Raw genomic sequence first — 23,149 nt, forward strand, 5'->3', positions numbered from 1 at the left:
ATGCCCTGCGCATTCGCGCCGACGGTGAGCGGCGTTCCGCGGGGCACGGTCGGTGATCGTCTCGCATCGCACTGCGCGGTTACGCGGTGCCGTCCAATCTGGTACACCGAGGGGACGTGAACACGGGTCGCTGCGCTATACGGTGAAGCGGTGCTGGGCGACCACATTCTGGATGCGATCTTGCTCGTACTGATCGTGCTGTTCGCGATCTCGGGCTATCGGCAGGGCTTCATCGTCAGCCTGCTGAGCTTCGCGGGATTCGTGGGCGGCGGGGTCGTCGGGGTGCTGGTGGCGCCGCCGATCGCCGAGACGGCGGTGGACGGCGCGGCCCAGCAGGCGCTGCTGGCGATCGTCATCGCGTTCCTGGCCGCCACGCTCGGGCAACTGATCGCCTCGTCCGTCGGCGCCGTGCTGCGCAACCGGGTCACCGGGATCAACGCGCGCGCCGTCGACGCGGCCGGAGGCGCCGTCGTCAGCGCCGTCTCCCTGCTGCTGGTCGCCTGGTTCTTCGGCAGCCTGGTGGCGCGCTCGGAGTTCAAGCCGCTGCGCACGCAGGTCAACGGCTCCTCGGTCCTCAACGGCGTCAACGACGTGATGCCCGAGCAGGCGCAGACGTGGTTCGCCTCCTTCCGCCGGTTCGTGGCCGCCAGCGAGTTCCCGCAGGTGTTCAACGGCCTGGGCGGCGAGTCGGTGACCGAGGTGCCGCCGCCCAACGACGCGATCCTGCGGACCCCGGCGCTGCTCGCCGCCCGGCAGAGCATCGTCAAGGTGACCAGCACCGCCCCGCAGTGCCAGCGCAAGATCGAGGGCACCGGCTTCGTGTTCGCGCCCGAACGGGTGATGACCAACGCGCACGTGGTGGCGGGCGCGCGCGGCTCGTCCACGATCGCGTCGCTGAACGGCACCACCGAGCGCGGCCGGGTCGTGGTGTACGACCCGAGGCGTGACATCGCCGTCCTGCACGTGCCGGGCCTGCGGGCGCCCGCGCTGAAGTTCGCCGGGCCCGCCCGGGTACGCGACGACGCCATCATCGCCGGATTCCCCAAGAACCAGCCGTTCACCACGGGGTCGGCCCGCATCCGCGCACGGCAGACCGCCAAGGGCCCCGACATCTACCACTCCGGCCAGGTCAGCCGCGAGATCTACGCCATTCGCGGGACGGTGGAACCCGGTAACTCCGGGGGGCCGCTGCTGTCGTCGGACGGTCGCGTCTACGGGGTCATCTTCGCCGCGGCGCTCGACACCCCGTCCACCGGCTACGCCCTCACCGCCGAGGAGGTCGCCCCGGACGTCCGCCTGGGCGCCCAGGCCACCGTCCCCGTGTCCACCCAGAACTGCTCCGACTGACGGCGGCCCTACGGGGGCGTCGTCAGGCTCAGGTGGACGGGGGCGTCGGCGTCCGTCGCCTGAGCGGCCAGTGAGCGGGTCTGCCGTACGACGCCGGCGACGTCGACGCCGTGCGGCGGGTCGGACGTGTACTGCTCCAGGCGGTCGGCGGCACGGGTCAGCAGGGCCTTGGCCCCCTGCGTGTTGCCGCGCCGCAGGTGGGTGATGCCCACGGCCACCTGTGCCAGCCCCCGCCACAGTTCGCGTTCGGGTTCCTCGGCGGCCTTCCACGCCGCCTCCAGGACCTCGTGGGCGTGGAAGGGACGATCGGCGTCCAACAGCCGCTGCGCCTCCGTCAGCGTCTCCGCCGGGGTGAAGGACAGGTCGTCCGGCATGGTGGGCACGCCCACGGCGTCCCGCGGCAGGGGACGCCCGTACGCGTCACGTGGACGGGCGTTGCGCGGCCTGCCCGCCTCGTCCCGATCACGCATGCCTCCACCGTACGCGAGCGGTCATCGCGCCGAGGGCGGTGTGCGGGGGGTCAGTGTTCGGGTTCGGGGTCGGTGAGCCAGCCGATGAGCTGGGAGTCGAACGTCTCTGGGCGTTCCTGGTGGGGGAAGTGGCCCGCGCCCTCGATGAGCCTCCAGCGGTACGGCGCCTCCACATAGCGTCCCGAGCCCTGGGCGGAGGCGGGCAGGATGCAGGTGTCCAGGGAGCCGTGCAACTGGAGCGTGGGCGCCTGGACGGGGCTGCGCATACGGGAGGCGTAGCGGATGCCGTCCGGCCGTGGCTGGGAACGGACGAACCACCGGTGGTACTCCAGCGCGCAGTGCGCCACGCCCGGTATCTGCGCGGCCTTCCGCAGGAGACGCTCGGTGCGTTCGTCGGGCCACCCCGGGCCGGACCACTCATGCAGCAGCCGCCCCACCAGCGCGGCGTCGTCCCGTAGGAGACGGCGTTCCGGCAACAGGGGCAACTGGAACCCGAGGGTGTGCCGGGTGGCCCACGCCTGGCCGCGCAGGTCGCTCCGTACGGCCTGCCTCAGACGCAGCGGATGGGGGGCGCTCACCACGGCCAGCCGTTGGACGACCTTGGGGTAGTACACGGCCATCGTCCACGCCAGCAGGCCGCCCCAGTCGTGACCCACGACGATCGCGTTGGCCTCACCGAGCGCACGGACGAGCCCCGCCGCGTCCCCGGCAAGGGTCACCAGGTCGTAGCCGCGCGGGGGTTTGTCGCTGCCGCCGTAGCCGCGCAGGTCCACCGCGGCCGCCCGGTAACCCGCGCGTGGCAGCGACACCAGCTGGTTGTGCCAGGACCACCAGAACTCCGGGAATCCGTGCAGCAGCAGGACCAGAGGCCCTTCCCCCGCCTCGGCGACATGGAAGCGCGTGCCGCCGGCGCTGACCGCGCGGTGCGTCCACGGCCCGTCGACCTCGACGATCGACCCGTCGTGTCCGGGCATGGCGTGCTCAGTCCGTCAGCGCGGGGGCGTCGGAGTCGCCTCGGTGCCGCAGCATCGACAGGTCGTCGCGCAGCGTGCGGCGCGTGCGCTTCGCCCCATCGATCTTGCGGATGCGCAGGTAGCCGATGCCGAGCAGCACCAGCGCCAGCAGCAGGTACACGCCCGCGACGATGAGGAACGCGGCCCAGTGCCAGATGCCCAGCGCGACCAGTCCGTACGCCGCGGCGATGGACAGCAGGATCACGATCAGCCCGGCGATGAGCCCGGCGATCGCGAACATCGTCCCGCCCAGCGCGGCCTTCTTCGCGTCGGCCTTCAGCTCCATCTTGGCCAGGTCCATCTCGGCCCGGACCAGGTTGGAGATGTTGCTCGACGCCAGCGCGACCAGTTCACCGAGGGACTTGTCCTCGATCCGCTCGCCCGGCTGTGCCTCGGTCATATCGCTACTCCTTCCAGGGCCCCGGCTCCCAGGGGCTGCGCGCCAGCCTGGCAGCCGGGCGGCTCGTCCGGCCACCCGGCGTGACCACCGCGGTCCGGATGTGGCCGCGTCGGCGCGCGGCCTGGGCCGCCGCCGACGTCCGGACCGCCCGGTGCCGTCCTACCGGTCCGGCGTTCCGGCGGCGACCTCCGCACGCGCCCGCGCGCGCATCCGCCGCCGGAAGACGATGGTGGCGCCCGCCGAGGCGATGAGGCTCGCGATCAGGACCGCTGTCGTCACTCTTTCGAATTGTGCCGGGTCGGTGTACGCCAAACCGCCGATCAGCAGGGAAACGGTGAAACCGACCCCGGCGAGCATCGCGACACCCGCGATCTCCCGCCAGTGCAGCTCCTCCCCGAGCGTCGCCAGGCCGAACCGTACGGCCGCCCAGGCTCCACCCAGGACGCCCACGAATTTACCGATCACCAGTCCGGCGATCACCCCCAGGGCTATGCGATCGGTGGCGACGGCCCCGAGCGAGGAGGCGTTCAACGTCACCCCGGCCGACAGGAACGCGAACAGCGGCACGCACACGCCCGCCGAGAACGGCCGCAGCACGTGATCGGCCTGCTCGGCGTTCGTCCGCCTCGGCCCCGGCGTCTCCCTGGACGAGGTCAGCATGCCCAGCGCCACCCCCGCCACGGTCGCGTGGACGCCGCTCTTGTGGACGAAGTACCAGGCCAGGACCGCCAGCGGCACGTAGATCCACGGCGAGCGCACGCCCCGCCACTGCAACACCCCGTACACCGCGACCAGCGCCACCCCGGTCAGCAGCGGCAGCGCGCTCAGGTGCTCGGTGTAGAACAGCGCGATGATCGCGATGGCGATGAGGTCGTCGACGACCGCCAGCGTCAGCAGGAACGCGCGCAGCGGCGCCGGGCACGCCGAGAACGTCACCGCCAGCACGGCCAGCGCGAACGCGATGTCGGTGGCGGTCGGCACCGCCCAGCCGCGGGCCGCGCCCGGCTCTCCCGCGCTCACCGCCAGGAAGATCAGCGCGGGCAGCGCCACGCCCGCGCAGGCGGCGATCACCGGCAGCGCCGCGTCCCGCGGATCGCGCAGCTCCCCGTGGGTCAGCTCCTCGCGCAGCTCCAGCCCGGCGATGAAGAAGAACACCGCCAGCAGCCCGCCGGACGCCCAGTGCTGCAGGTCCATGTGCCCGAGCTGCAGCCAGTGCGGGCTGATCTCCAGCTTCTGCAGGTCCCTGTACGCATCGGACCAGGGGGAGTTTGCCCACAGCAGCGCCGCCAGCGTGGCGGCCAGCATGACGATCCCGCCGACGGTCTCCAGCCGCAACGCCTCGGCGACGTTGCGCCCGTAACGGACGGTGGGACGGAACGGCCAGAGCGCGGCGACGCGGCGCGGCATGAAACCCCCGGGCGGCAGCGGGCGGACACGAACACGGACCGATCCGCCACCGTGCATACCGGGACGAAACAGCCCATCGCCGACCAGACTTCCCGGCACACCTGCCCCACAGGGTACCCAGATGATCGCCCGATATGTCCGCCCGCCCCGATCGCCGTCGCCGAACCTCTGACCTGGCCACACACCCGGCACCCCCTGCGAACGGCAGAGGACCCCCGACGCGTGAACGCACCAGGGGCCCTCAATTGCCCGCCACTCCTCCACCCCAACACCGCACCCCGGCCGAGCCACGAAGGCTCCGCATAGCCCCCCGAGGTGCCGCTGAACCCTCGAGACCCTCACGGTGAGCCGCCGAGACCCCCACAATGAGCCGCCGAGACTCTGGAGAACCGCGGAGGCCCCGGTGAGTCGCCGAGGCCCCCTCACAGTGAGCCGCCGGCCTCCGCAGACCCGCGGAGGCCCTCACAGTGAGCCGCGAAGACTCCGGAGAGCCGCCGGGGCTCCGCAGCGCCGCCGGGGCTCCGCAGACTCGCAGAGGCTCCGCAGAGTCGCGGAAGCACGCACGGTGAACTGCCGAGGCCCCTCACGGTGAGCCGCGGAGACTCCGGAGAGCCGCGGAGGCCCCGGAGAGCCGCCGAGACTCCCGAGAGCCGCCGAGACTCCGGAGAGCCGCCGAGGCCCCTCACAGTGGGCTGGCGGGCTCTGCAGAACCGGCGAGGCTCCGCAGGGCCGGCGAGGCTCCGCAGAACCGCCGGGCTCTGCGGAGCCGCCGCAAGGCTCGCGGTGAGGCGCGGAGGGGCCGATCAGTGTGCTCGGGCTCAGTCCTCCGGCTTGGCGCTGGGGAGCTTCTGGGAGATCAGGTCCATCACGGAGCTGTCGGTGAGTGTGGTCACGTCGCCCAGCGAGCGGTTCTCCGCGACGTCCCGCAGCAGCCGCCGCATGATCTTGCCGGAGCGGGTCTTGGGCAGCTCCGGCACGATCATGATCTGGCGGGGCTTGGCGATCGGGCCGAGCGTCTTGGCGACGTGGCCGCGCAGTTCGGCCACGAAGTCCTCGCCCTCGACCTCCGCGCCGGCGTTGCCGCGCGGGATCACGAACGCCACGATGGCCTGCCCGGTGACGGGGTCCGTGGAGCCGACCACCGCCGCCTCGGCCACCTTCGGGTGCGACACCAGGGCCGACTCCACCTCCGTGGTGGAGATGTTGTGCCCCGACACCAGCATGACGTCGTCGACCCGGCCGAGCAGCCAGATGTCGCCGTCGTCGTCCTTCTTGGCGCCGTCACCGGCGAAGTACAGGCCGTCGAACCGCGACCAGTACGTCTTGACGTACCGCTCGTCGTCGCCCCAGATGGTGCGCAGCATCGACGGCCACGGCTCCCGGACCACCAGGAACCCGCCGCCGCCGTTGGGCACCGACTGAGCCTGGTCGTCCACCACGTCCGCCTCGACGCCCGGCAGCGGCCGCATCGCCGCACCCGGCTTGCCCTCCGTCACGCCCGGCAGCGGGCTGACCATGATGGCGCCGGTCTCGGTCTGCCACCAGGTGTCGACCACCGGGCAGCGCCCGCCGCCGATGTTCTCCCGGTACCAGACGTAGGCCTCGGGGTTGATCGGCTCGCCCACGCTGCCCAGCACGCGCAGCGACGACAGGTCGAACTCGGCCGGGATCTCGTCGCCCCACTTCATGCAGGTGCGGATCGCGGTCGGCGCGGTGTAGAAGATCGTGACCTTGTACTTCTGGATGACCTCCCACCAGCGGCCCTTGTGCGGGGTGTCCGGCGTCCCCTCGTAGATCACGCTGGTGGCGCCGTTGGCGAGCGGCCCGTACACGATGTAGGAGTGGCCGGTCACCCAGCCGATGTCGGCCGTGCACCAGTAGACGTCGGTCTTCGGCTTGAGGTCGAACACCGCGTGGTGGGTGTAGGCCACCTGGGTGAGATAGCCGCCCGAGGTGTGCAGGATGCCCTTCGGCTTCCCGGTCGTCCCGGACGTGTACAGGATGTAGAGGGGGTGCTCCGAGTCGACCGGCTCCGGCGTGTGCTCGTCCGGCTGCCGCTCCACCAGGTCGTGCCACCACACGTCCCGGGGGTTCTCGGCGACCTGCTCGCCGGTGCGCCGCACCACCACGACGTGCTCGATCGACGGGGTGTCCTTGACGGCCTCGTCCACCGTGGGCTTGAGCGCGGACGGCTTGCCGCGCCGGTAGCCGCCGTCGGCGGTGATGACCACCTTGGCCTGCGCGTCGTCGATGCGGGTGCGCAGCGCGTCGGCGGAGAACCCGCCGAACACCACCGAGTGGGTGGCGCCGATCCGCGCGCACGCCAGCATCGAGATCGGCAGCTCGGGGATCATCGGCAGGTAGATCGCCACCCGGTCGCCCTTGCGCACGCCCAGCTCCAGCAGCGCGTTGGCCGCCTTGCTCACCTCCCGCTGGAGTTCGGCGTAGGTGATCGTGCGGGTGTCGCCGGGCTCACCCTCCCAGTGGTAGGCGACCCGGGCGCCCAGCCCCGCCTCGACGTGACGGTCCACGCAGTTGTAGGCGACGTTCAGCTCGCCGCCCACGAACCACTTGGCGAACGGGGGGTTGCTCCAGTCCAGCACGGTGTCCCAGTGCTTGGCCCAGGTCAGCCGCTCGGCCTGCCGGGCCCAGAAGCCCAGCCGGTCCGCGGCCGCCTCCTCGTACGCCTCGGCGGTGACGTTCGCGGACTCGGCCAGCTCTGCAGGCGGAGGGAAGCGCCGCGTCTCCTGCAGCAGGTTCGAGAGTGTCTCTTGGCTCTGGCTCAACGCGTACTCCTTGCTTGCGACAGAGGAAGGCGCCCCGGTGTGCCCCACTTCACCAGGCAAGGGTCCCTCTTTACAACCCTCACACCACCACGACCCCCACCGCATGGCGGCCCCTCCCCCCATTTCCGCCGTTGGCGCCCCCTCTACCGCCCCCACAACCACACCAAGCCCCACACCCCCACCGCCGCCACTCGACCCCCATCCGCCCTCGCCCCCACCACCCGCGCAAGATCCCCCTCCAACCCACCCGCTCACGCCGTAAGCGCCCACACTGCCGTGCGCACCTGCACCCGCCAGAGACGCCCACGCGCCGCCCCCACGCCCGCCCTGCGTCTCCAGCTCGCCGTCGTGTCTGTATGCGGTTGGGCGTCTGCGTGCCGCCCCCAGGCTTGGTGTGCGTGCCGGGCTCGCCGTGGGTGGGCACACGGCCGGAGACGTGCACGTGCCTGCTCCCATGCCCGCCCTGCGTTCCCGGGTCGCCGTTGTGTGTATGCCGGCTGGTCTGTGTGCGCCTCCGCTTGGTGTGCCGGGGCTCGCCGTGTGTGTCGGCACACGGCCGGAAACGCCGCGTCCACGCCCGCCGTGCGTCTTCAGCTCGCCGTCGTGTCTGTATGCGCTTGGGGGCTGTGTGCCGCCTCCGAGCTTGGTGTGCGTGCCAGACTCGCCGTGGTGTGGGCACACGGCCGGGGACGCCCACGTGCCTGCTGTCATGCCCGCCCTGCGCTCCGGGTTCGCCGTTGTGTCTGTATGCGGGCTTGGGGGTCTGTGTGCCGTCTCCAGGCTTGGTGTGCGTGCTGGGGCCCGCCGTGGGTGTCGGCACACGGCCGGAGACGCCCACATTCTGTGTCCACGCTCGCGGAGCGCGCTCAGAGTGCCGTGCGCCGGTGACCACGCGTCCCGGCATGTACGCCACCATCGCGCGGCGCTGGCGCAAGAGCGACGTGGTCGAGCTGATGACACCGATGACGCCCCTGCGTCTGCATACGGGCCGAGGCGCCCTATGCGCCCCCCAACCTAGGCGTGCGTGTCCGGGCTCTGCGTGCGTGCCTATGCGCGATGCGCACCTATAGGCGGCTGCCGCGCATGCCCAGACCCGCTGTGCGTGCCTCTGTGCGTCCTGCGCGAGGCTTGGAGGGCGACAGGGGCTTCGGTGGCTTCCGGGTGAGGAGAGATCAGTGTGGCGTCATGGGGCGGGGGGCTCGGCATTGGCCCCGCGCGCGAGTCGGTCAGGACGACCGCATAAGGTCGGGCCCGTGACCGGATCCGATGCCTTCGCCCAAGTAGCGGCACTGCCCGGAGTGGCCGAAGCGGTGGCTGATGCTCGCACGGCGGTGGACCGGCTGCTCGGACATCGCGTCCTGCGTCGGCGCAGTGCCGAGGTCTCCACCGAGTCAGCGGTGCGGGGCGCGCGCGCCTCGGCGGCCTTGGAGGGAGTCTCGGTCACCTTGGACGAGATGCGCGCGGCCGAGGCCCCCAAGGACCCCGTCGTTCAGGGTGCCCTTCGCGTCTCCGCGGAACTGGGCTCCCTGGTGGAGACATGGCGGCAGGCACCCCGGCAGGTATTGGCGCGACTGCACGTCCTTGTCGCGGCGGACGCCGTGGACGAAGCCGAGCTGGGACGCCCCAGAGCCGAGGGCCAGGAAGTCAAGGACGTACTCGGCCTCGGGCAACCCCCCACCGCGCATGAAGTCGCCACGCGGCTCGACATGCTCAGCAGCCTGCTCGTGCAACCGACCGAGGCCCCAGCGCTTGTGGTGGCGGCCCTGGTGCACGGCGAACTGCTCACCCTGCGTCCCTTCGGCTGGGGGGACGGCATCGTCGCCCGTGCTGCCCAACGCCTGACCATGGTCGCGCGTGGGCTCGACCCCAAGTCGCTCACCGCACCCGAGGTCGGCCACGCCGAGCTCGCAGACGAGTACGTGGCGGCACTGCGCGGCTACGCTTCCGGCACCCCCGAGGGAGTGGCCGGATGGATCCGTCACTGCGCCGACGCCACGGCCGCCGCCGCTCGTGACTCCCAGGCCATCTGCGAGGCCATCATGCGAGGCTGACGCGCTGACGTTACGCTCCGCCGCCCATTCGGCTTCTACGCCCCGCATCCCACTCGGCCGCCGTTCCGTAACCTTCGGCACTCCAAACGACAGCCATGGCGGATCGCCGCCATGGGGGCGTGGCGCGGCGCGAAGGGCCGGTCGCCCCCTTCTCATGTGAAACCACGAGGGGCGGTCTGTTGCATTGAGTGAGAGATGCGCCGACGCCGTTCGCCACCCATGGCGCATTGTCCGTGTGACCGAACCCACCCGAGAACTCACCCGTGAAGCCTCTGTCAAGCTACGACCTGGCCGGGTTTATGGCCTTGTGGGAAAATTGCAGGTGAGAATCTCACCTTGAGTCGTCCCGGTGTGCGTCCCTGCCTCGGGGCAACCCGCACACCCTTGCGGAGCAGTAACTGCAGTTGCCGGCCACCTCACGTCGGCCGGTCATGCGAGCGTGTAGCCGTCCCCCCACCCCACGCTTGGCCCAATCCGCAGACCCAAGTCGCGGTCAGCCAGAGCTGGCCGCCCCACCGACGCCCCCTTACGCGCGCACCCCCAGGCAGGCGCCCGCAACGCAATGACGTTACGGCCGCGCGTCCAGGGGCCGGGTTGCAGCGCCGCGTTGCCGACTTCGAGGACACTGGCCATGCGACGACCGACTGCCAGGGCCGCAGACGACCGCCCCCAGCAGCACAGTCGTTTCCTTACGGACAAGACTCCCAAGACGTGGTGTGACGCCCACACCTTGTGGATGCCGCATCACACCAGCACTCCGCTGATACTCGTCAAACTTGAGGCAAGTGGCGTTCGGATGCTCCTGCGGCTACGGGTACTGGTGGGACGGATCCTTCCCGCGTCACCGTCCAAAACCAGCGTGGGGACAACCGCCCGAACACGGCGAACGGCGTCCCGTTCAGGGCGGGACGCCGTCGCCAGTCACGTCACTCCGGGTTACCAAGCGTGCACCTCATATCCGTCGGACCGGGTCAAGCCCGTCACGACGCGCCTCCCGCGGCTGGTCGCGCGTGGGTACCCGGGTGCCGTGCCCGGACACTTGGTCCTTATGACCTGTCTACGCCTCATTCGTCCAGTTGACAAGCCCTGATTCGTAAAATGAGCGGCTCGCAGACGCGTATCGCGCTTGCATCGGCGGCGCCGGCGGAGGTCTCCGCTCGGGCGGGAGTCCGCCGCCGTAGGGCACATTTCGGACGAGACGGGTCACTGTCGACAATCCACGGGTGATCACAGAGTGTGATCGATTTCTATTGTGGATCTCGATCTGGCGGTGCGACGGAATGATCTTTGAGATCTCATGTACGCTCCCACTCTCGGTCGGGAGCTTTCCGGCCGTACGGCAGGCGCTGGGCGGGATGGTGCCGAGGGGCACCGCTTCGCCCGCTGGAGTGGGGATCATCGTAACCAGGTGAGAAAAAACGTTACGCGTCCGGTGACATTACGGCTCGACGGAAGTCACGACGATCGGGCAGCATATGTTGTATCTGCCTAGACTAGAGGCAGCGACTTTGCCAGTCCTATAGATCAAACCGGCCTGCGGGCCGTGGGCGATCTCCCCGAGACTTTCTTGGGAAAACGGCCCGGCTCTACCCCCCCGGAGCCGGACCGTTCGGCGACCCCCGCTCTCCCCCCCGGCGGGGGTCGCCCTGTCGTAACGCAGTCGGGCGGTGGCCGGGCCAACGCGCCCAGGCCACCGCCCGACCGCGCATCCCGGGTGCCCCAATCGGCACCGCATTACCCGGCTTGGCGGCATGTGCGTCCTACGGGCAGTCCGTTGCGGACGACCAGGTGTCCAGCGGACTAACCCGGGATGAATTTGCACGCCGTCTCCCCACGGCGCCGGCCCACCTCGTCAACACACCATTCCCAGATGATCCTCACATGCCCACTGACATCCACAGAAACAGGCGTCAGCCCAGGCATCCACCGCCCGGCCCTCCGCGGAGGCAGGCCCACCAGTCGCAGCCAGACCACCCTTGCCCAAACCCTCGCGCACATGCGTTGACCACCATGTCGCTCCCCCTCCGATCGCTCGCAGAATCGGCGGGACGGCCGCCCGATCACACCGCCTCAGACATCTCGTGAAGGCACCGCAACGACCCCCCGTCTGCTGGCGCCCCCTTCCGCCCCCAGCCCCGATTCACCAGGTCGACCCGACGCGCCACCTCGACCAGCGCCCGCTGAATGCCCCCGAACGAGAGCCGCCAGTACCACCGCCGTCGGCTGGGCAGCTACCGCGTCCGGCGCGCCCGCCAAGGCCGGGGCGGCCGCCGCGCTCGCCAAGCAGGCTCGCCAGGCAGGTCCGTCAGGCAGGTCCGCCAAGGAGGCTCGCCAGGCAGGTCCGTCAGGCAGGTCCGCCAAGGAGGCTCGCCAGGCAGGTCCGTCAGGCAGGTCCGCCAAGGAGGCTCGCCAGGCAGGTCCGTCAGGCAGGTCCGTCAGGCAGGCTCGCCAGGCAGGCTCGCCAAGCAGGCGCTGGAGGCTGCCGGCGTCGCTTTGCTGGGCACAGCCGCAGGGCGGCCCGACCAGAGCGGTCGTAGCCGACAACCCGCAATGCGAGGCACCCCGGCACGTCGCCCTCGTGTCACGCGCCCGTAGAACTTGGGGAACCTGGCCAGGCCGTGGACGTTGGCCACACCCGCGAATCACCGAGAGTTGACCGCACCAGCTCGTCGACGCCCAAGGCGACGGCCGTAGGGCTGAGGCTGCAGCACTGCCCGCCGCCGCACCGGCCAGTCCAGGCGCAGACCACGCCACGAGCCCCGGCGGATCACCAGCGCGACAACGCCGCCCGCCCACCATGACCTGCGGTTCCACCGAGTTATCCACAACTTGGGGAAACCCTTTCGGTGCGTCCGCGCCAGAACGCAAGGTGGTGTCCCCAGGAACGGACGGGAGGGCACGATGACCAACGCGGCAATGATCGTGACGAGCGACCCGGTGATCGGTGACGACCTGCTGCGGCTCGCCGCGGCCGCCGACACGGGCGCCGAGATCGTACGGGACGCCGGTGAGGCCCGCGCGGGCTGGCACTGGCCGCCGCTCGTACTGGTCGGAGCCGAATCGGCCGAAGAGATCGCCGCCGCCGGCCTACCGCGCCGACAGGGCGTCGTCCTCGTGACCCGAGAAGAAGGAACCGACGACATCTACCGCAAGGCGCTGCAGATAGGGGCGCAGGATCTCGCGGTCCTGCCCGACGACGAGAGCTGGCTGATCGACGCGATGGCGGCGGCGTCCGAGCCCGTGGAGGCCTGGGGCACCACCGTCTGCGTGTGCTCATCCCGTGGCGGGACGGGCGCCAGCGTGTTCGCCGCGGGCCTGGCACTCAGCGCCGCCCGTGTCGGCGCGCGAACCCTGCTCGTCGACGGCGACCCGCTGGGCGGCGGCCTGGAGATCGCATTGGGGCTGGAAGATCACGAGGGTGCGCGCTGGCCGGACTTCGCCGACCGCCGTGGCCGGCTCAGCGCCGCCACCCTGCGCGAGGCCCTGCCCAACCTGGGCGACCTGTCCGTGTTGTCCTGGCGACGCGGCGCACCGGTGCCGGTCACCGAGGACGCCATGCGCTCCCTGCTGGACGCCGCTTCCCGCGGCTTCGACCTGGTCGTCGTGGACGTCCCCCGCCACCCCGGAGAGATCGGCCGTTGCGCCCTGCGTGCCGCCGACGTGACATACCTGCTCGTACCGGCCGAGGTCCGCGCCGCCGTGGCCGGCGACGTGACCGCGACGACGCTTCGCCGCGAGACCGCCGAACTGCGGCTCATCGTCCGGAAGCCGGCCCCCGGAGGCCTCACCCCAGAGGTGATCGCCGAGGCCATCGGTCTGCCCCTGGCCGGTGTGCTCGACTGCGACCGTCGGCTCCCCGCCATCCTCGAAGACGGCGATCTCGCCCAGGCCCTCCGCCGCCGCGGACCACTCGCCGACCTTTGCGGCCAACTGGTGTCCGACCTAGGCCTCCAGCCACGAGAACCCGTGGCCGAAGCCGCCTGACCCCAACACCCCGAGACCAGCCACCCAGCCCGGCGGGCGGCCAGAGCAGCCAGAGTGCCGCGCAGACGAACACCGCCAGCAGAGCAGGCCGCAACAAGGGACATGAGCGCGCGACGCCCTGCTCGGCCTCAGGCCGCGCTACCCGCGCCGCCGCGGACCACTCGCCGACCTCTGCGGTCAATTGGTGTGCGATCTAGGCCTCCAGCCACGAGAACCCGTGGCCGAAGCCGCCTGACCCCAACACCCCGAGACCAGCCCACACCCAGCTGGGCGGGCGGCCAGGGCAGCGAGCGCCGCAGATCAGCAGACGAACACCGCCAGCAGAGCAGGCCGCGACGAGGGACATGAGCGCGCTCGGCCTCGGGCCGCGCTACCCATGACCAAGCTTGAAGGACGGACGATGAGGAAGCTCTCTGATGCCGTACGTGATCGTCTCCTCTACACCGGAGGCGAGCCCACCGCAGGACATGTCGCCGCCGCGCTGCGTGCGGAGGAGCGGCTCCTGGGCGACCGCGAGGTGTTGGCACTCGCTGATGAGTTACGTGCGGAGTTCGTCGGTGCCGGCCCGCTGGAACCGCTGCTACGCAACCCCGAAGTGACCGACGTCCTCGTCAACGGGCCGGGCGAGGTCTGGGTGGACACGGGCAGCGGACTGGTAAGGACCCCGACCCGCTTCCCGGACGAAGCGTCTTTGCGGCGTCTCGCCCAACGGCTGACAGCAGCGGCCGGGCGCCGACTCGACGACGCGTCCCCCTACGCCGACGCGCGACTGCCAGGCGGCATACGACTGCACGCCGTGCTGCCCCCGGTGGCGGCCAACGGCACATGCCTCTCATTGCGGCTACCTCGGCGCCGAGCGTTCACACTGGACGAACTGGTCGCGGCCGGCACCCTCCCCTCCAGTGGGGCCGGGTTGCTCGCCGCCCTGGTGGCCGCCCGGGCCGCCTTCATCATCGCCGGAGGCACCGGCACGGGCAAAACTACGCTGCTGAGCTGCATGCTCGGTCTGGTGGACCCCGGCGAGCGGCTCCTCCTCGTCGAGGACTCCGCGGAACTGAGCCCTGACCACGGCCATGTCGTACGTCTGGAGGCGCGTCCACCCAACGTGGAAGGCGCCGGTGGCGTCAGGCTGCACGAACTCGTCCGGCAGGCGTTGCGCATGCGACCCGACCGGCTCGTGGTCGGTGAGGTCCGCGGGGCCGAGGTCGTCGATCTGCTGGCCGCGCTGAACACGGGCCACGAGGGCGGATGCGGGACACTGCACGCGAACGCGGCGGCCGATGTCCCCGCCAGGCTGGAAGCGCTGGCGTGTGCCGCGGGCCTGAGCAGGGAGGCCGTGCACAGCCAGCTCGCCGCGGCCCTCGACGTCGTGGTCCACCTCGTCCGCGATCCCGGTGGCGGACGCCGCAGAGTCGCCGAGATCTGCCTCCTGCGCCGAGGGTCCGACGGCCTCGTGCAAGCCGTCCCAGCGGTGTCCTTCACCCCTGCGGGCCAAACCCGCACACTGCCCGGCGCCTCCGACCTCGCCGCCCGCCTCGATCACAGGTGGCAACCATGAACGACGTCTTCAGCAATGCCGAATCTACGGAGGGAGGGCGTCGTGACCGTCATCATCGCGCTGGCCATGATGTGCGCCGCCGCCTGCGCATGGGTTTCGTTCCGACCTCCGACAGCATCGGAACGACTTGGCCGGGTGCTCACCGCACGGGGCGCCAATGACGCATGGCCGTCGGCGGAGGGTCTCCTCCGGACGCTGGTCGCGCGCCTGGACGAGTTGCGTGAACGTCGAAAACAGCGTCAACGATGGCGCGCCGCGGTCATCGGTCTGTGCGATGGAATGGCCGCCGAACTGGCCGCAGGTCGTACACCCGACGAGGCGTTCCGTGCGGCGGCCGGCGTCCTCGATCGGCGGGTCGCGGTCCATCTGCTGAGCGCGTCGCCCGACCCGGGAGACTCCGCGCAGCCCAGGATCGACGGCTCCGAGCCGCGCCGGCGGCAAGCGGGTCATGCCATGGGGACCCGCGCAGAGGTCTCCATGGCCGACCGGTTGGAGCGGCTCGCCGAACGTCCAGGAGCGGAAGGGCTGCGCCTGCTCGCGGCGTGCTGGCGCATCGGTGCCGAGCGTGGAGGCACGCTCGCCGCGGTCCTGGACGGTCTGGCCGACGCCCTTCGCGACGAGGAGGAACAACGTCAGGAGATCGCGGCCCAACTGGCGGGGCCGAAGGCGACGGCGCGCCTGCTGTCCGGGCTTCCGCTGCTCGGTCTGGCGATGGCGGCCGCGCTCGGCGCCAAGCCACTGGCGTTCCTGTTCGGGACGATCCCCGGCCTGGGCTGCCTCGCCACCGGAGTAACCCTCGACGTGCTCGGCATGTGGTGGACGAGTCGTCTCGCACGAGCCGCGGAGGTACTCCGATGACCGCCGGACGCGCCCCAGCGCTCCCTCGATCCCCCGATGAAAGGAGACACGAGCGGGCTCGGCCTGCACCAGCTCACCGGGTCGGCCGCCTGGGACGGCGTCGGCTCCATCCTGATCGGCGTACTGCTGACCGCCGTCGCGCTGGTGCTCGGCCGCATCAACCTCGTAGGAGACTCGAATGATCCTTCTGGCCGTCCTGTTCGCTGCGGTGTCCGGCTTTCTGTGGCCGAGTGATCACAGGTCCGCCCTCCACAGATACGCCGCGCTCGTCTCCGGTCGCGCGCACCGAACTCCTGCAGGCACGCGCCGTCCGCACGACTCCTTGGGCACGGTCCCGCCTCGTGGCCGACCGCCACCTCCTGCCGAGCAAACACAAAACGCTTCGGGACACGTGACGCCCTCTCCCACCAGAGGCAAGCGCGAAGTACTGACAAGGCGTGGGGCGGTGCTGCTGTCTGGAACCGTGTGCGCGGTCCTGCTCGGCGGCCCGGTCGGCGTACTGGCGGGGATCGCCGTCGCGGTGGCGGTCGCCCGCGTGCTGGGACGGCTCGAACACAGCGACCAGCGGCGTAGGAGGGCGCGTCTCGTCGCGGATCTGCCAGTGGCGATCGACCTGCTCGCCGCCTGCCTGCAGGGCGGAACACCCTGGAGCGACGCCGTGGAGGCGGTGGCACGAGCGATCGGCGGACCGCTCGGAGACGATCTCCAGCGCGTCGCCGTCCAGATCCGGTTGGGCGTTGATCCGTCCACGGCCTGGCTTGGCTTGGCCGACGAGCCGACGCTGGCTCCGCTCGCCCGGACTGCCGTGCGCGCGGTCAACAGCGGTGCCGCCATCGCACCGACCCTCACCCGCCTTGCCCGCGACCAGCGGCGTGCAGCCCGCGCGGCGGCCATAGCCCGGGCCAGAGCCGCGGGCATCCGAGTGCTCGCTCCACTCGGCCTGTGCTTCCTGCCCGCGTTCGTTCTGCTCGGCATCGTCCCGACCATCGCAGGGATCGCGGCGACGGTCCTTCTCCCGTGGTGACTGCCCAGTTATCCACAGGTCGGCGCTCACCTGTTTTCCGAGTACTCGCCTCTGCAGGCTGGAGTCGGGCACTGTCCCGACGTCCTGCAACAACATCAAAGAAAGGAGATCCCCATGCGGATGATGACGACTGTCGCACGGCGGTGGCGGCGGGAGGCTCGAGATCTCGGCATGTCCACGGCCGAGTACGCGGTCGGCATGATCGCCGCGACCGCGTTCGCCGCGCTCCTCTTCAAGATCGTGACCAGTTCGGAGGTGAGGAGCCTTCTCTTAGGAGTCGTCAAGCGGGCGCTTCAGCTGGCGGGATGAGCGCCCGGCAGCCTCACGACGGTGGCATGGTCACCGCGGAGATCGCCGTGGCCCTCCCCGCCCTGGTGCTGGTCCTGGTCACGTCTCTCTGGGCGGTTCGGATCGCGTCGACCCAGGTGGCCTGCACGGACGCGGCGCGAAGCGGCGCCCGAGCGGCGGCCCGCGGCGAACCCCTGCCGGCAGTCCGCGCCGTCGTCGCCCGGGCCCTGCCGCCCGGCGCCCAGATCAGGATCAGCCGCAACGTGGAAACGACCCGCGTCGACGTGGCCGTCCCCACCAGGCCGCCGGCCGTCAGCGGCCTGCCGGCTCTCCTGATCAGGACCCACGCCACAGCCGCCACCGAGCCGGGAGCCCATAGCCAGACCGCGAAGTGAAAGCCGGTGACACCAACGGAGGAGGTGCCTCACGGCCGCCCACCTGCCAGTCCTACGGCGCATAAGCAGGTGGGCGGCCTCCCCAGGCGGAGGTGATCTCAGGTCTGCCGGAGGGGGTTGTGGTCATGAAGAGAGCGGGTGATGAAGGGGCTGGGACGTTGTGGTTGGTCGCGTTCACGGGGGTCATGTGGGTCTCGGTTGTGGCGGCTTTGACGGTGGGTGGTGTGCGAGTGGCGTGGCACCGGGCGGACGCTGCGGCGTATGAGCAGGTGGGCGGTGCCACCGCGCACGCGGAACGACTCGGCGACGAACTCCATGTGGTCGGTCAGCAGCCGGGGCAGGTGTGTGGGGGCACCGCCCAGGCGGCCAGTGTCCGCAGCAGCTGTCGAGGGGTCACCCGCCGGTGGGGTGGTGATCTCAGGTCTGCCGGGAGGGGGTTGTCGTCATGAAGAGAGCGGGTGATGAAGGGGGGCGTTGTGGTTGGTCGCGTTCATGGGGGTCATGTGGGTCTTGGCGGTGGGTGCTGTGTTGTGCGGGTGGCGTGGCACCGGGGGGACGTCGCTGCGGCTTATGAGCAGGTGGGCGGCGCCAGGTAGAGGGGCAGACGCCGTTGGGGTGGTGATGTCAGGTTCGCTGGGAAGGGGGTTGTCGTGATAAAGGAAGCGGGTGATGAAGGGGCTGGGACGTTGTGGGTGGTCGCGTTTATGGCGGTCGTGTGGGTTTCGGTTGTGGCGGCCTTGACGGTGGGTGGTGTGCGGGTGGCGCGGCATCGGGCGGATGCTGCGGCGGATCTTGCCGCGCTGGCCGCGGCGGCGCGAGTTGCCGAGGGTGCTGGCGAGGCATGCAGGAGCGCCGCGGTCGTAGTGCGGGAATTCGGTGGGCGGCTGAAGAGGTGTCAGGTACGAGGAAGCGTCGTCGATGTATCGGTGACGATTGCGGTCACAGGGGCCTTGGCGATCGGCGATATCCGGATCGTTTCCCGAGCCCGGGGTGGTCCCGCGGAGTCAGAAAGCGTACCCTTACCACACCTGACTCGTTGAACGGAGCGTCAATAGCAGGCGGTGATCGTGCGCGCAGTGTGTCGGCGACCGGGGACGGCCATCGACGGCGCGGCTTTGTCGCCGTACTGTGACGTGGGTTACCCGTTGGTACGTTACGCTGCCCTCAGCCCCCCGGAATCATCAGACACGGCGCGGTCTCCTCGGCCGCCCGCCGGATGGCCGGGCCGGGTTCGGCGGACGGAGCGAAGTCGGCACATCGTCCGATGGAGGGATTGAGGCCGTGACCTGGATTCGCAGGATCGGTGCAGTCGTGCTCGCGGCACCCCTTGCGATGAGCGTCCCGATTCTCGGCACCGCCGTTCCGGCCCACGCGGCCAGCGCCGGGATCACCAGTCCTGGTGACGGTGCCGTGATCAGCAGCGGTGGCTCGGTCAGCGTCTCGGCCACCACGGAGTGGTTCGCCTGGCGGCTGGTGGTCGTCAGCCCCGGCGGTAACGAGCAGGTCGTCGACGCAAAAGAAGGCGTGAACACCGAGAGCCTGAACGGAACCGCGGAGCTCGGTGACAACGGCCGTTACGAGGTGAGGCTGCAGAAGAAGGGCCTGGTGTCGTGGAGCACCAAGGCGACCCGGGCCTTCTACGCGCGGGTTCCCCCTGCGGCGCCGGGTGGACTGTCGGCCACGGTGTCGGGTAGCAAGATCACCGTTCGCTGGAACCGGGGCCTGGAGAACGACCTCACCGGATACTCGATCAGTGCCGGGTCCGTCGGATCCAAGAGCGGGTCAGTGGGCGGGCTGTGCTCGGGGACGAGCTGCTCCACCACGTTCAGCGTGCCGTCCGGCACGAGCGGGGCGATTCCGGTGCGGGTGCGGGCCAAGCGTTCCAACGGTTCCGGCGGGTCGGTCTACTCAGGCACCGCGTCGGCGAGCGTGACCGTCAAGGGCAGCAGTGGTGGAAGTGGTGGCGGTTCCAATTCCTCCGCACCGTCCAGCTCGGTCCCGTCGATGCCGGGGAACACGCCCCGTGGTACGGCGCCGCTGACGCCTTTCAACAACGCCTCTCCGGTGACCTTGCCCTCGGTTCAGCCCGACGGAGCGCCCCCTGGCCTGGCGTATCCCACGCCGCAGGTGGCCGACCAGAGCCGGCCCAAGGCCCAGAACGTCGCGGCGCCCGACAGCCTGCAGTGGGGCAAGAGCGTGGCCATCGCCCTCATCCTGCTTGTGGTCGCGGCACACCTGGGAACGTGGACGCGGCGCATGCGGGTCGCCAATGCGGGGATCAGCAGCCAGGGCATGGCGGCGCGCATCGCGCGAGGCGGGTCTGGCCGCAAACGCGTCGTCAAGGCGAGGAAGCAGATCGCCCGGGCTGAGGCCGTCGCCAGAACCGCGGACCTTTCGTCCATCGCCAAGGCTGCGAAGGCCACACCGACCTCGAAGGGCAAGTCGGCGCCGTCACGCAGTGGAAAGGCCACATCGCGTGCGGGGCGCCGCCCCGCGACTCTCGGCGGTTCACGCACCAGCGGAGTCACGGTTCGTATCGCCAAGCCGTCCCGCCAACCCGGCAAGCGCCGAGCCGGCGGAAGCCGCCAGGGCGGCCGCCGCAGGGCGAAGTAGTCCACAGTAAAGCGACTCTTGGTCTCCCTCAGTGCTGACGCCGCGTCCGTCTTGTGCTGGGGGCTGAGCTGGTGGAAGTCGTCGGGGTGGTGGTGGCAGGGCGGGGTAGTCCGCAGTCGAGGGCGACGCTTGGTCTTGCTGAGTGCCGATGCGGTGGCCGTCTTGTGCTGGGGGCCGAGCTGGTGGAAGCCGCCAGGGCGGCCGCCGCAGGGCGAAGTAGTCCACAGTAAAGCGACTCTTGGTCTCCCGCAGTGGTGACGCCGCGTCCGTCTTGTGCTGGGGGCTGAGTTGCTGAGCTGGTGGAAGCCGTCGGGGTGGTGGTGGCTGGGTGAGGTAGTCCGCAGTCGAGGGCGACTCTTGGTTTCGCTGAGTGTCGATGCGATGCCCGTCTTGTGTTGGGGGTCGAGCCGGTGGATGCAGCCAGGGTGGCCGCCGCAGGGTGAGGTAGTCCGCAGTCGAGGGCGACTCTTGGTTTCGCTGAGTGTCGATGCCGTGTCCGTCTTGTGTTGGGGGTCGAGCCGGTGGATGCAGCCAGGGCGGCCGTCGCAGGGTGAGGTAGTCCGCAGCTGAGGGCGACTCTTGGTTTAGCTCAGTGCTGATGCTGCGTCCTTCTTGTTCTGGGGGGCTGAGCTGGTGGAAGCCGCCGGGGCGGCCGTCGCAGGGTGAGGTAGGCCGCAGCTGAGGGCGACTCTTGGTCTCGCTCAGTGCTGATGCCGTGTCCGTCTTGTTCTGGGGGTTGAGCCGACGACGAGGTCGGTGCATAGCGCCCTGGCGGGGCTGGAATCCTGGCGCGCCGCACGCTGCGGTACTCGCCACCTGTACTGCTCCGGGCGGCGAGGTCATCGGCTTCCGCCATCCGGTAACTGCCGTGGTTGTTCTCGTCGCCGTCCTTCGTCGAATGTCGCATTCGGGTTTGTTGTGTGTTGATGGGGTTGCGCTGGGAGGATTCGTGCATGCTTGCACGGGATTGGCTGAACGCCGAGGAGCGCTTCGTGCCCGGCGCGGAGCTTTTTCGCTCTGATCGGGCCTTCACCACCTGGGCCTACACCATCAGCCACAGTCAGTTGTTGCTGCGTACGCGAACGGCCTGGCGGGATGGATGTAGGCAGTCCCGCATCGACGTACTCTTCAAGCCCGTTCAAGCCATGAAGATCAGGATTGAGTACGACGGACTGGTGATCCGTTGTGCCACCTCGGCCGAGGAAGAGTGGATCCGCGCCGATAACACCGGCCTCGCCTTGGACGCCCGGTGTCTCATCCTGGAGACCGGCGGCGATCAGGACTACGTCGTGACCCACGCCGTTGGCTGGGAAGAGGACATGGAGACCGATCGGGATCCGAGCAAGCTCGCCGGATTCGCTCCTGGCAGCGACCCCAACCGCATCCTGGGATAGGGCGCCGGCCGTCCTCCGATTGGACCTTGTGTGGGCAAGAGCACATTGCTGCAGTTGCTCGCGCGGTTCTACGACTGGAGGCGGGCGTGGTGCTGGTGGGAGGTGTGGACGTACGGGCCAGCACCTGGTGAACGGCGAAAGCAGGGTTGAGGGTGTAGTCGTTCGGGGTGAGGGTGAGGGTGAGGGTGAGGTCGAGGTCGTGTGGATACGGGCTGTGGTTGGAGCCGGGTGGATTCGGCGTGATGCGTTGTTGTGGCGGGAGGGCCTTTGGGGAGTGGGAGGAGGTGGGGGTTGAGGGGAGGTGCCCCTTACGTTGACTTTCTCTTGGGTGGGGACGCCTCCGGACGCGCTTGGGGTTCAAGTGTTGATCGACTTGTTGGGACGTCCGATGGAGAATGTGGGGTGGACTCGCCTAGAATTCGCGTTGCCGGTTATGTGATCAGGTATCGATCCGTCCCTGAGTTGCTGGTCTTCGACCATGTCGGTATGCCTGAGGCCGGTACGCAGGTCCCTGCGGGCGGCGTCCGTCCCGGTGAGCAGTTGGAACAGGCCGTGTTGCGGGAGGTCGCAGAGGAGACTGGCCTGGATGCGGTCTCCGTGGTTCGGCAGATCGCCGTGGAGGACAAGCCCCACCCCCACACCGGGCAGCTGCGCCGGACCACGTATTTTCATCTGCAGGCGCCTGCGACCACGATCGATGCCTGGAACCACGCTGTCCGCGGCGACGGGGACGATGTGGGGCTGACGTTCGCCTGCCGTTTCCTGCCGTTGCCGCTGAGAAAGACATTGGCGGACGATCAGGATGTATGGCTCGGCCGTATCGACCCGGTGTGGACGACCTTGACTCGGAAACATCATTGACCGGTTGTCGGCATTGCCTGCTTATTAAGTCCACGGGATTGTCGGTGTGGGCGGAATTCATGTCGGGGGGGCGAGGTGCCGCCGTCCTCGTCGGCGTGAACGCTGACGGTGACGGCCGTCCGGTCCGGTCGTTAGTGTGGCCGCGTCGGGCGGCTGAGGAGAATGGTGTCGGCCTGCGACCTGTTCTTGCAGGTGGGTGGCTGGTCGAAGTGTTGCGGACGTTTCGTCACTGGCAAATGCCACCCTTGCCATGTCTTGCATGGGCCTTTTGTGGCGACGAGAATGATCTCGCTCTCTCATAGATGTGTGCGGTGTCCGCATGTGGAGCTGTTTGGGGTGGTCGCTCTAAAAGGCGGAGGGTGGTTACGGTCATATTGGCGGGCTTAGCGTGTCGACACGGTTTGTTTGCGCTTGCTGCGGTGTCGCTTCTTTGATGCACGGCCGTTGCCGTTGTCGTTGCTGCACGTCATGTGAGTCTCGGTCTCCGGTGTGTCGTGGCTGTGGTGATTTCCGTCTGTCGGGCAGCTCTGGTTGCGGTGGTGTCTGTCGTGTGTTGCATGGTTCGGCGGGCCGTCACGGAGTGGTCGGCGGGGGTGTGAGGCCTGTTTCGGGTGCTGAATCTGTTTGGGGTTGAAGTCGCGGCGTGGAAGGAGGGCGTGGGAGCTTGCGGCAGGCCGGGTGCGGCGGGCGAAAGGCTGTG

The 23,149-nt window shown here is 69.8% G+C and carries 18 protein-coding genes; 13 read left to right on the forward strand and 5 right to left on the reverse strand.

Annotation, left to right across the window (positions count from 1 at the left end; all coding sequences use genetic code 11):
- Window positions 1-165: 165 nt before the first annotated feature.
- Window positions 166-1,347, forward strand: a complete 1,182-nt coding sequence (locus ABD811_RS26335; protein ID WP_344953056.1) for a MarP family serine protease — start codon at window positions 166-168, stop codon at window positions 1,345-1,347.
- 8 nt (window positions 1,348-1,355) lie between these two features.
- Here the strand turns inward: ABD811_RS26335 and ABD811_RS26340 are convergent, their stop codons facing one another.
- The 5 genes from ABD811_RS26340 to acs all read right to left on the reverse strand — a co-directional run bounded on the left by ABD811_RS26340 (window position 1,356) and on the right by acs (window position 7,423).
- Window positions 1,356-1,817, reverse strand: a complete 462-nt coding sequence (locus ABD811_RS26340; protein WP_344952835.1) for a DUF309 domain-containing protein — start codon at window positions 1,815-1,817, stop codon at window positions 1,356-1,358.
- 50 nt (window positions 1,818-1,867) lie between these two features.
- Window positions 1,868-2,791 (reverse strand): alpha/beta fold hydrolase, encoded by a 924-nt coding sequence (locus ABD811_RS26345; protein ID WP_344952837.1) that lies wholly within the window; start codon window positions 2,789-2,791, stop codon window positions 1,868-1,870.
- A gap of 7 nt (window positions 2,792-2,798) precedes the next feature.
- On the reverse strand, window positions 2,799-3,230 hold the full coding sequence (locus ABD811_RS26350; protein ID WP_344952839.1) for a phage holin family protein: 432 nt from the start codon (window positions 3,228-3,230) through the stop codon (window positions 2,799-2,801).
- A gap of 159 nt (window positions 3,231-3,389) precedes the next feature.
- Window positions 3,390-4,637 carry a Na+/H+ antiporter NhaA gene (nhaA, locus tag ABD811_RS26355; RefSeq protein ID WP_344952841.1) on the reverse strand — a complete coding sequence of 416 codons (1,248 nt, stop codon included), beginning with the start codon at window positions 4,635-4,637 and terminating at the stop codon, window positions 3,390-3,392.
- A gap of 818 nt (window positions 4,638-5,455) precedes the next feature.
- The gene (gene acs, locus ABD811_RS26360) at window positions 5,456-7,423 is read right to left on the reverse strand and encodes an acetate--CoA ligase (RefSeq protein WP_344952843.1); all 1,968 of its coding nucleotides are present in this window, start codon (window positions 7,421-7,423) and stop codon (window positions 5,456-5,458) included.
- A gap of 1,253 nt (window positions 7,424-8,676) precedes the next feature.
- Here acs and ABD811_RS26365 point away from each other — a divergent pair.
- From ABD811_RS26365 to ABD811_RS26420, 12 genes are all read left to right on the forward strand, one after another.
- Window positions 8,677-9,474 (forward strand): Fic family protein, encoded by a 798-nt coding sequence (locus ABD811_RS26365; RefSeq protein ID WP_344952845.1) that lies wholly within the window; start codon window positions 8,677-8,679, stop codon window positions 9,472-9,474.
- A 2,901-nt stretch (window positions 9,475-12,375) separates the two neighbouring features.
- Window positions 12,376-13,458 carry a septum site-determining protein Ssd gene (gene ssd, locus ABD811_RS26370; protein WP_344952847.1) on the forward strand — a complete coding sequence of 361 codons (1,083 nt, stop codon included), beginning with the start codon at window positions 12,376-12,378 and terminating at the stop codon, window positions 13,456-13,458.
- Window positions 13,459-13,858: 400 nt separating this feature from the next.
- On the forward strand, window positions 13,859-15,016 hold the full coding sequence (locus ABD811_RS26375) for a TadA family conjugal transfer-associated ATPase (RefSeq protein ID WP_344952849.1): 1,158 nt from the start codon (window positions 13,859-13,861) through the stop codon (window positions 15,014-15,016).
- 42 nt (window positions 15,017-15,058) lie between these two features.
- Window positions 15,059-15,874: a type II secretion system F family protein gene (locus ABD811_RS26380; protein ID WP_344952851.1), complete on the forward strand. Its 816-nt coding sequence runs from the start codon at window positions 15,059-15,061 to the stop codon at window positions 15,872-15,874.
- A 36-nt stretch (window positions 15,875-15,910) separates the two neighbouring features.
- Entirely contained in the window at window positions 15,911-16,108 is a 198-nt protein-coding gene (locus ABD811_RS26385) for a hypothetical protein (RefSeq protein ID WP_344952853.1), read from the forward strand.
- A gap of 211 nt (window positions 16,109-16,319) precedes the next feature.
- Window positions 16,320-16,898, forward strand: a complete 579-nt coding sequence (locus ABD811_RS26390) for a type II secretion system F family protein (protein WP_344952855.1) — start codon at window positions 16,320-16,322, stop codon at window positions 16,896-16,898.
- Window positions 16,899-17,012: 114 nt separating this feature from the next.
- Window positions 17,013-17,207, forward strand: coding sequence for a DUF4244 domain-containing protein (locus ABD811_RS26395; RefSeq protein ID WP_344952857.1), 195 nt, complete (start codon window positions 17,013-17,015; stop codon window positions 17,205-17,207).
- Window positions 17,204-17,581 (forward strand): TadE family type IV pilus minor pilin, encoded by a 378-nt coding sequence (locus ABD811_RS26400; protein ID WP_344952859.1) that lies wholly within the window; start codon window positions 17,204-17,206, stop codon window positions 17,579-17,581. Before ABD811_RS26395 ends, ABD811_RS26400 begins: the two co-directional genes overlap by 4 nt.
- Before the next feature lie 650 nt (window positions 17,582-18,231).
- Window positions 18,232-18,621 (forward strand): Rv3654c family TadE-like protein, encoded by a 390-nt coding sequence (locus ABD811_RS26405; protein ID WP_344952861.1) that lies wholly within the window; start codon window positions 18,232-18,234, stop codon window positions 18,619-18,621.
- 241 nt (window positions 18,622-18,862) lie between these two features.
- Entirely contained in the window at window positions 18,863-20,194 is a 1,332-nt protein-coding gene (locus tag ABD811_RS26410) for a fibronectin type III domain-containing protein (RefSeq protein WP_344952863.1), read from the forward strand.
- Window positions 20,195-21,147: 953 nt separating this feature from the next.
- On the forward strand, window positions 21,148-21,588 hold the full coding sequence (locus ABD811_RS26415; protein ID WP_344952865.1) for a hypothetical protein: 441 nt from the start codon (window positions 21,148-21,150) through the stop codon (window positions 21,586-21,588).
- 435 nt (window positions 21,589-22,023) lie between these two features.
- Window positions 22,024-22,449, forward strand: a complete 426-nt coding sequence (locus ABD811_RS26420) for an NUDIX hydrolase (RefSeq protein WP_344953057.1) — start codon at window positions 22,024-22,026, stop codon at window positions 22,447-22,449.
- Window positions 22,450-23,149: the final 700 nt, after the last annotated feature.

Source organism: Actinomadura miaoliensis (assembly GCF_039536785.1).
Classification (GTDB): Bacteria; Actinomycetota; Actinomycetes; order Streptosporangiales; family Streptosporangiaceae; genus Spirillospora; species Spirillospora miaoliensis.

Coding starts and splice junctions, on each gene's coding strand:
- ABD811_RS26340 (WP_344952835.1), bottom strand. CDS start 1,817: ATGCGTGATCGGGACGAGGCGGGCAGGCCGCGCAACGCCCGTCCACGT.
- ABD811_RS26345 (WP_344952837.1), bottom strand. CDS start 2,791: ATGCCCGGACACGACGGGTCGATCGTCGAGGTCGACGGGCCGTGGACG.
- ABD811_RS26350 (WP_344952839.1), bottom strand. CDS start 3,230: ATGACCGAGGCACAGCCGGGCGAGCGGATCGAGGACAAGTCCCTCGGT.
- nhaA (WP_344952841.1), bottom strand. CDS start 4,637: ATGCCGCGCCGCGTCGCCGCGCTCTGGCCGTTCCGTCCCACCGTCCGT.
- ssd (WP_344952847.1), top strand. CDS start 12,376: ATGACCAACGCGGCAATGATCGTGACGAGCGACCCGGTGATCGGTGAC.
- ABD811_RS26375 (WP_344952849.1), top strand. CDS start 13,859: ATGAGGAAGCTCTCTGATGCCGTACGTGATCGTCTCCTCTACACCGGA.
- ABD811_RS26385 (WP_344952853.1), top strand. CDS start 15,911: ATGAAAGGAGACACGAGCGGGCTCGGCCTGCACCAGCTCACCGGGTCG.
- ABD811_RS26395 (WP_344952857.1), top strand. CDS start 17,013: ATGCGGATGATGACGACTGTCGCACGGCGGTGGCGGCGGGAGGCTCGA.
- ABD811_RS26400 (WP_344952859.1), top strand. CDS start 17,204: ATGAGCGCCCGGCAGCCTCACGACGGTGGCATGGTCACCGCGGAGATC.
- ABD811_RS26415 (WP_344952865.1), top strand. CDS start 21,148: ATGCTTGCACGGGATTGGCTGAACGCCGAGGAGCGCTTCGTGCCCGGC.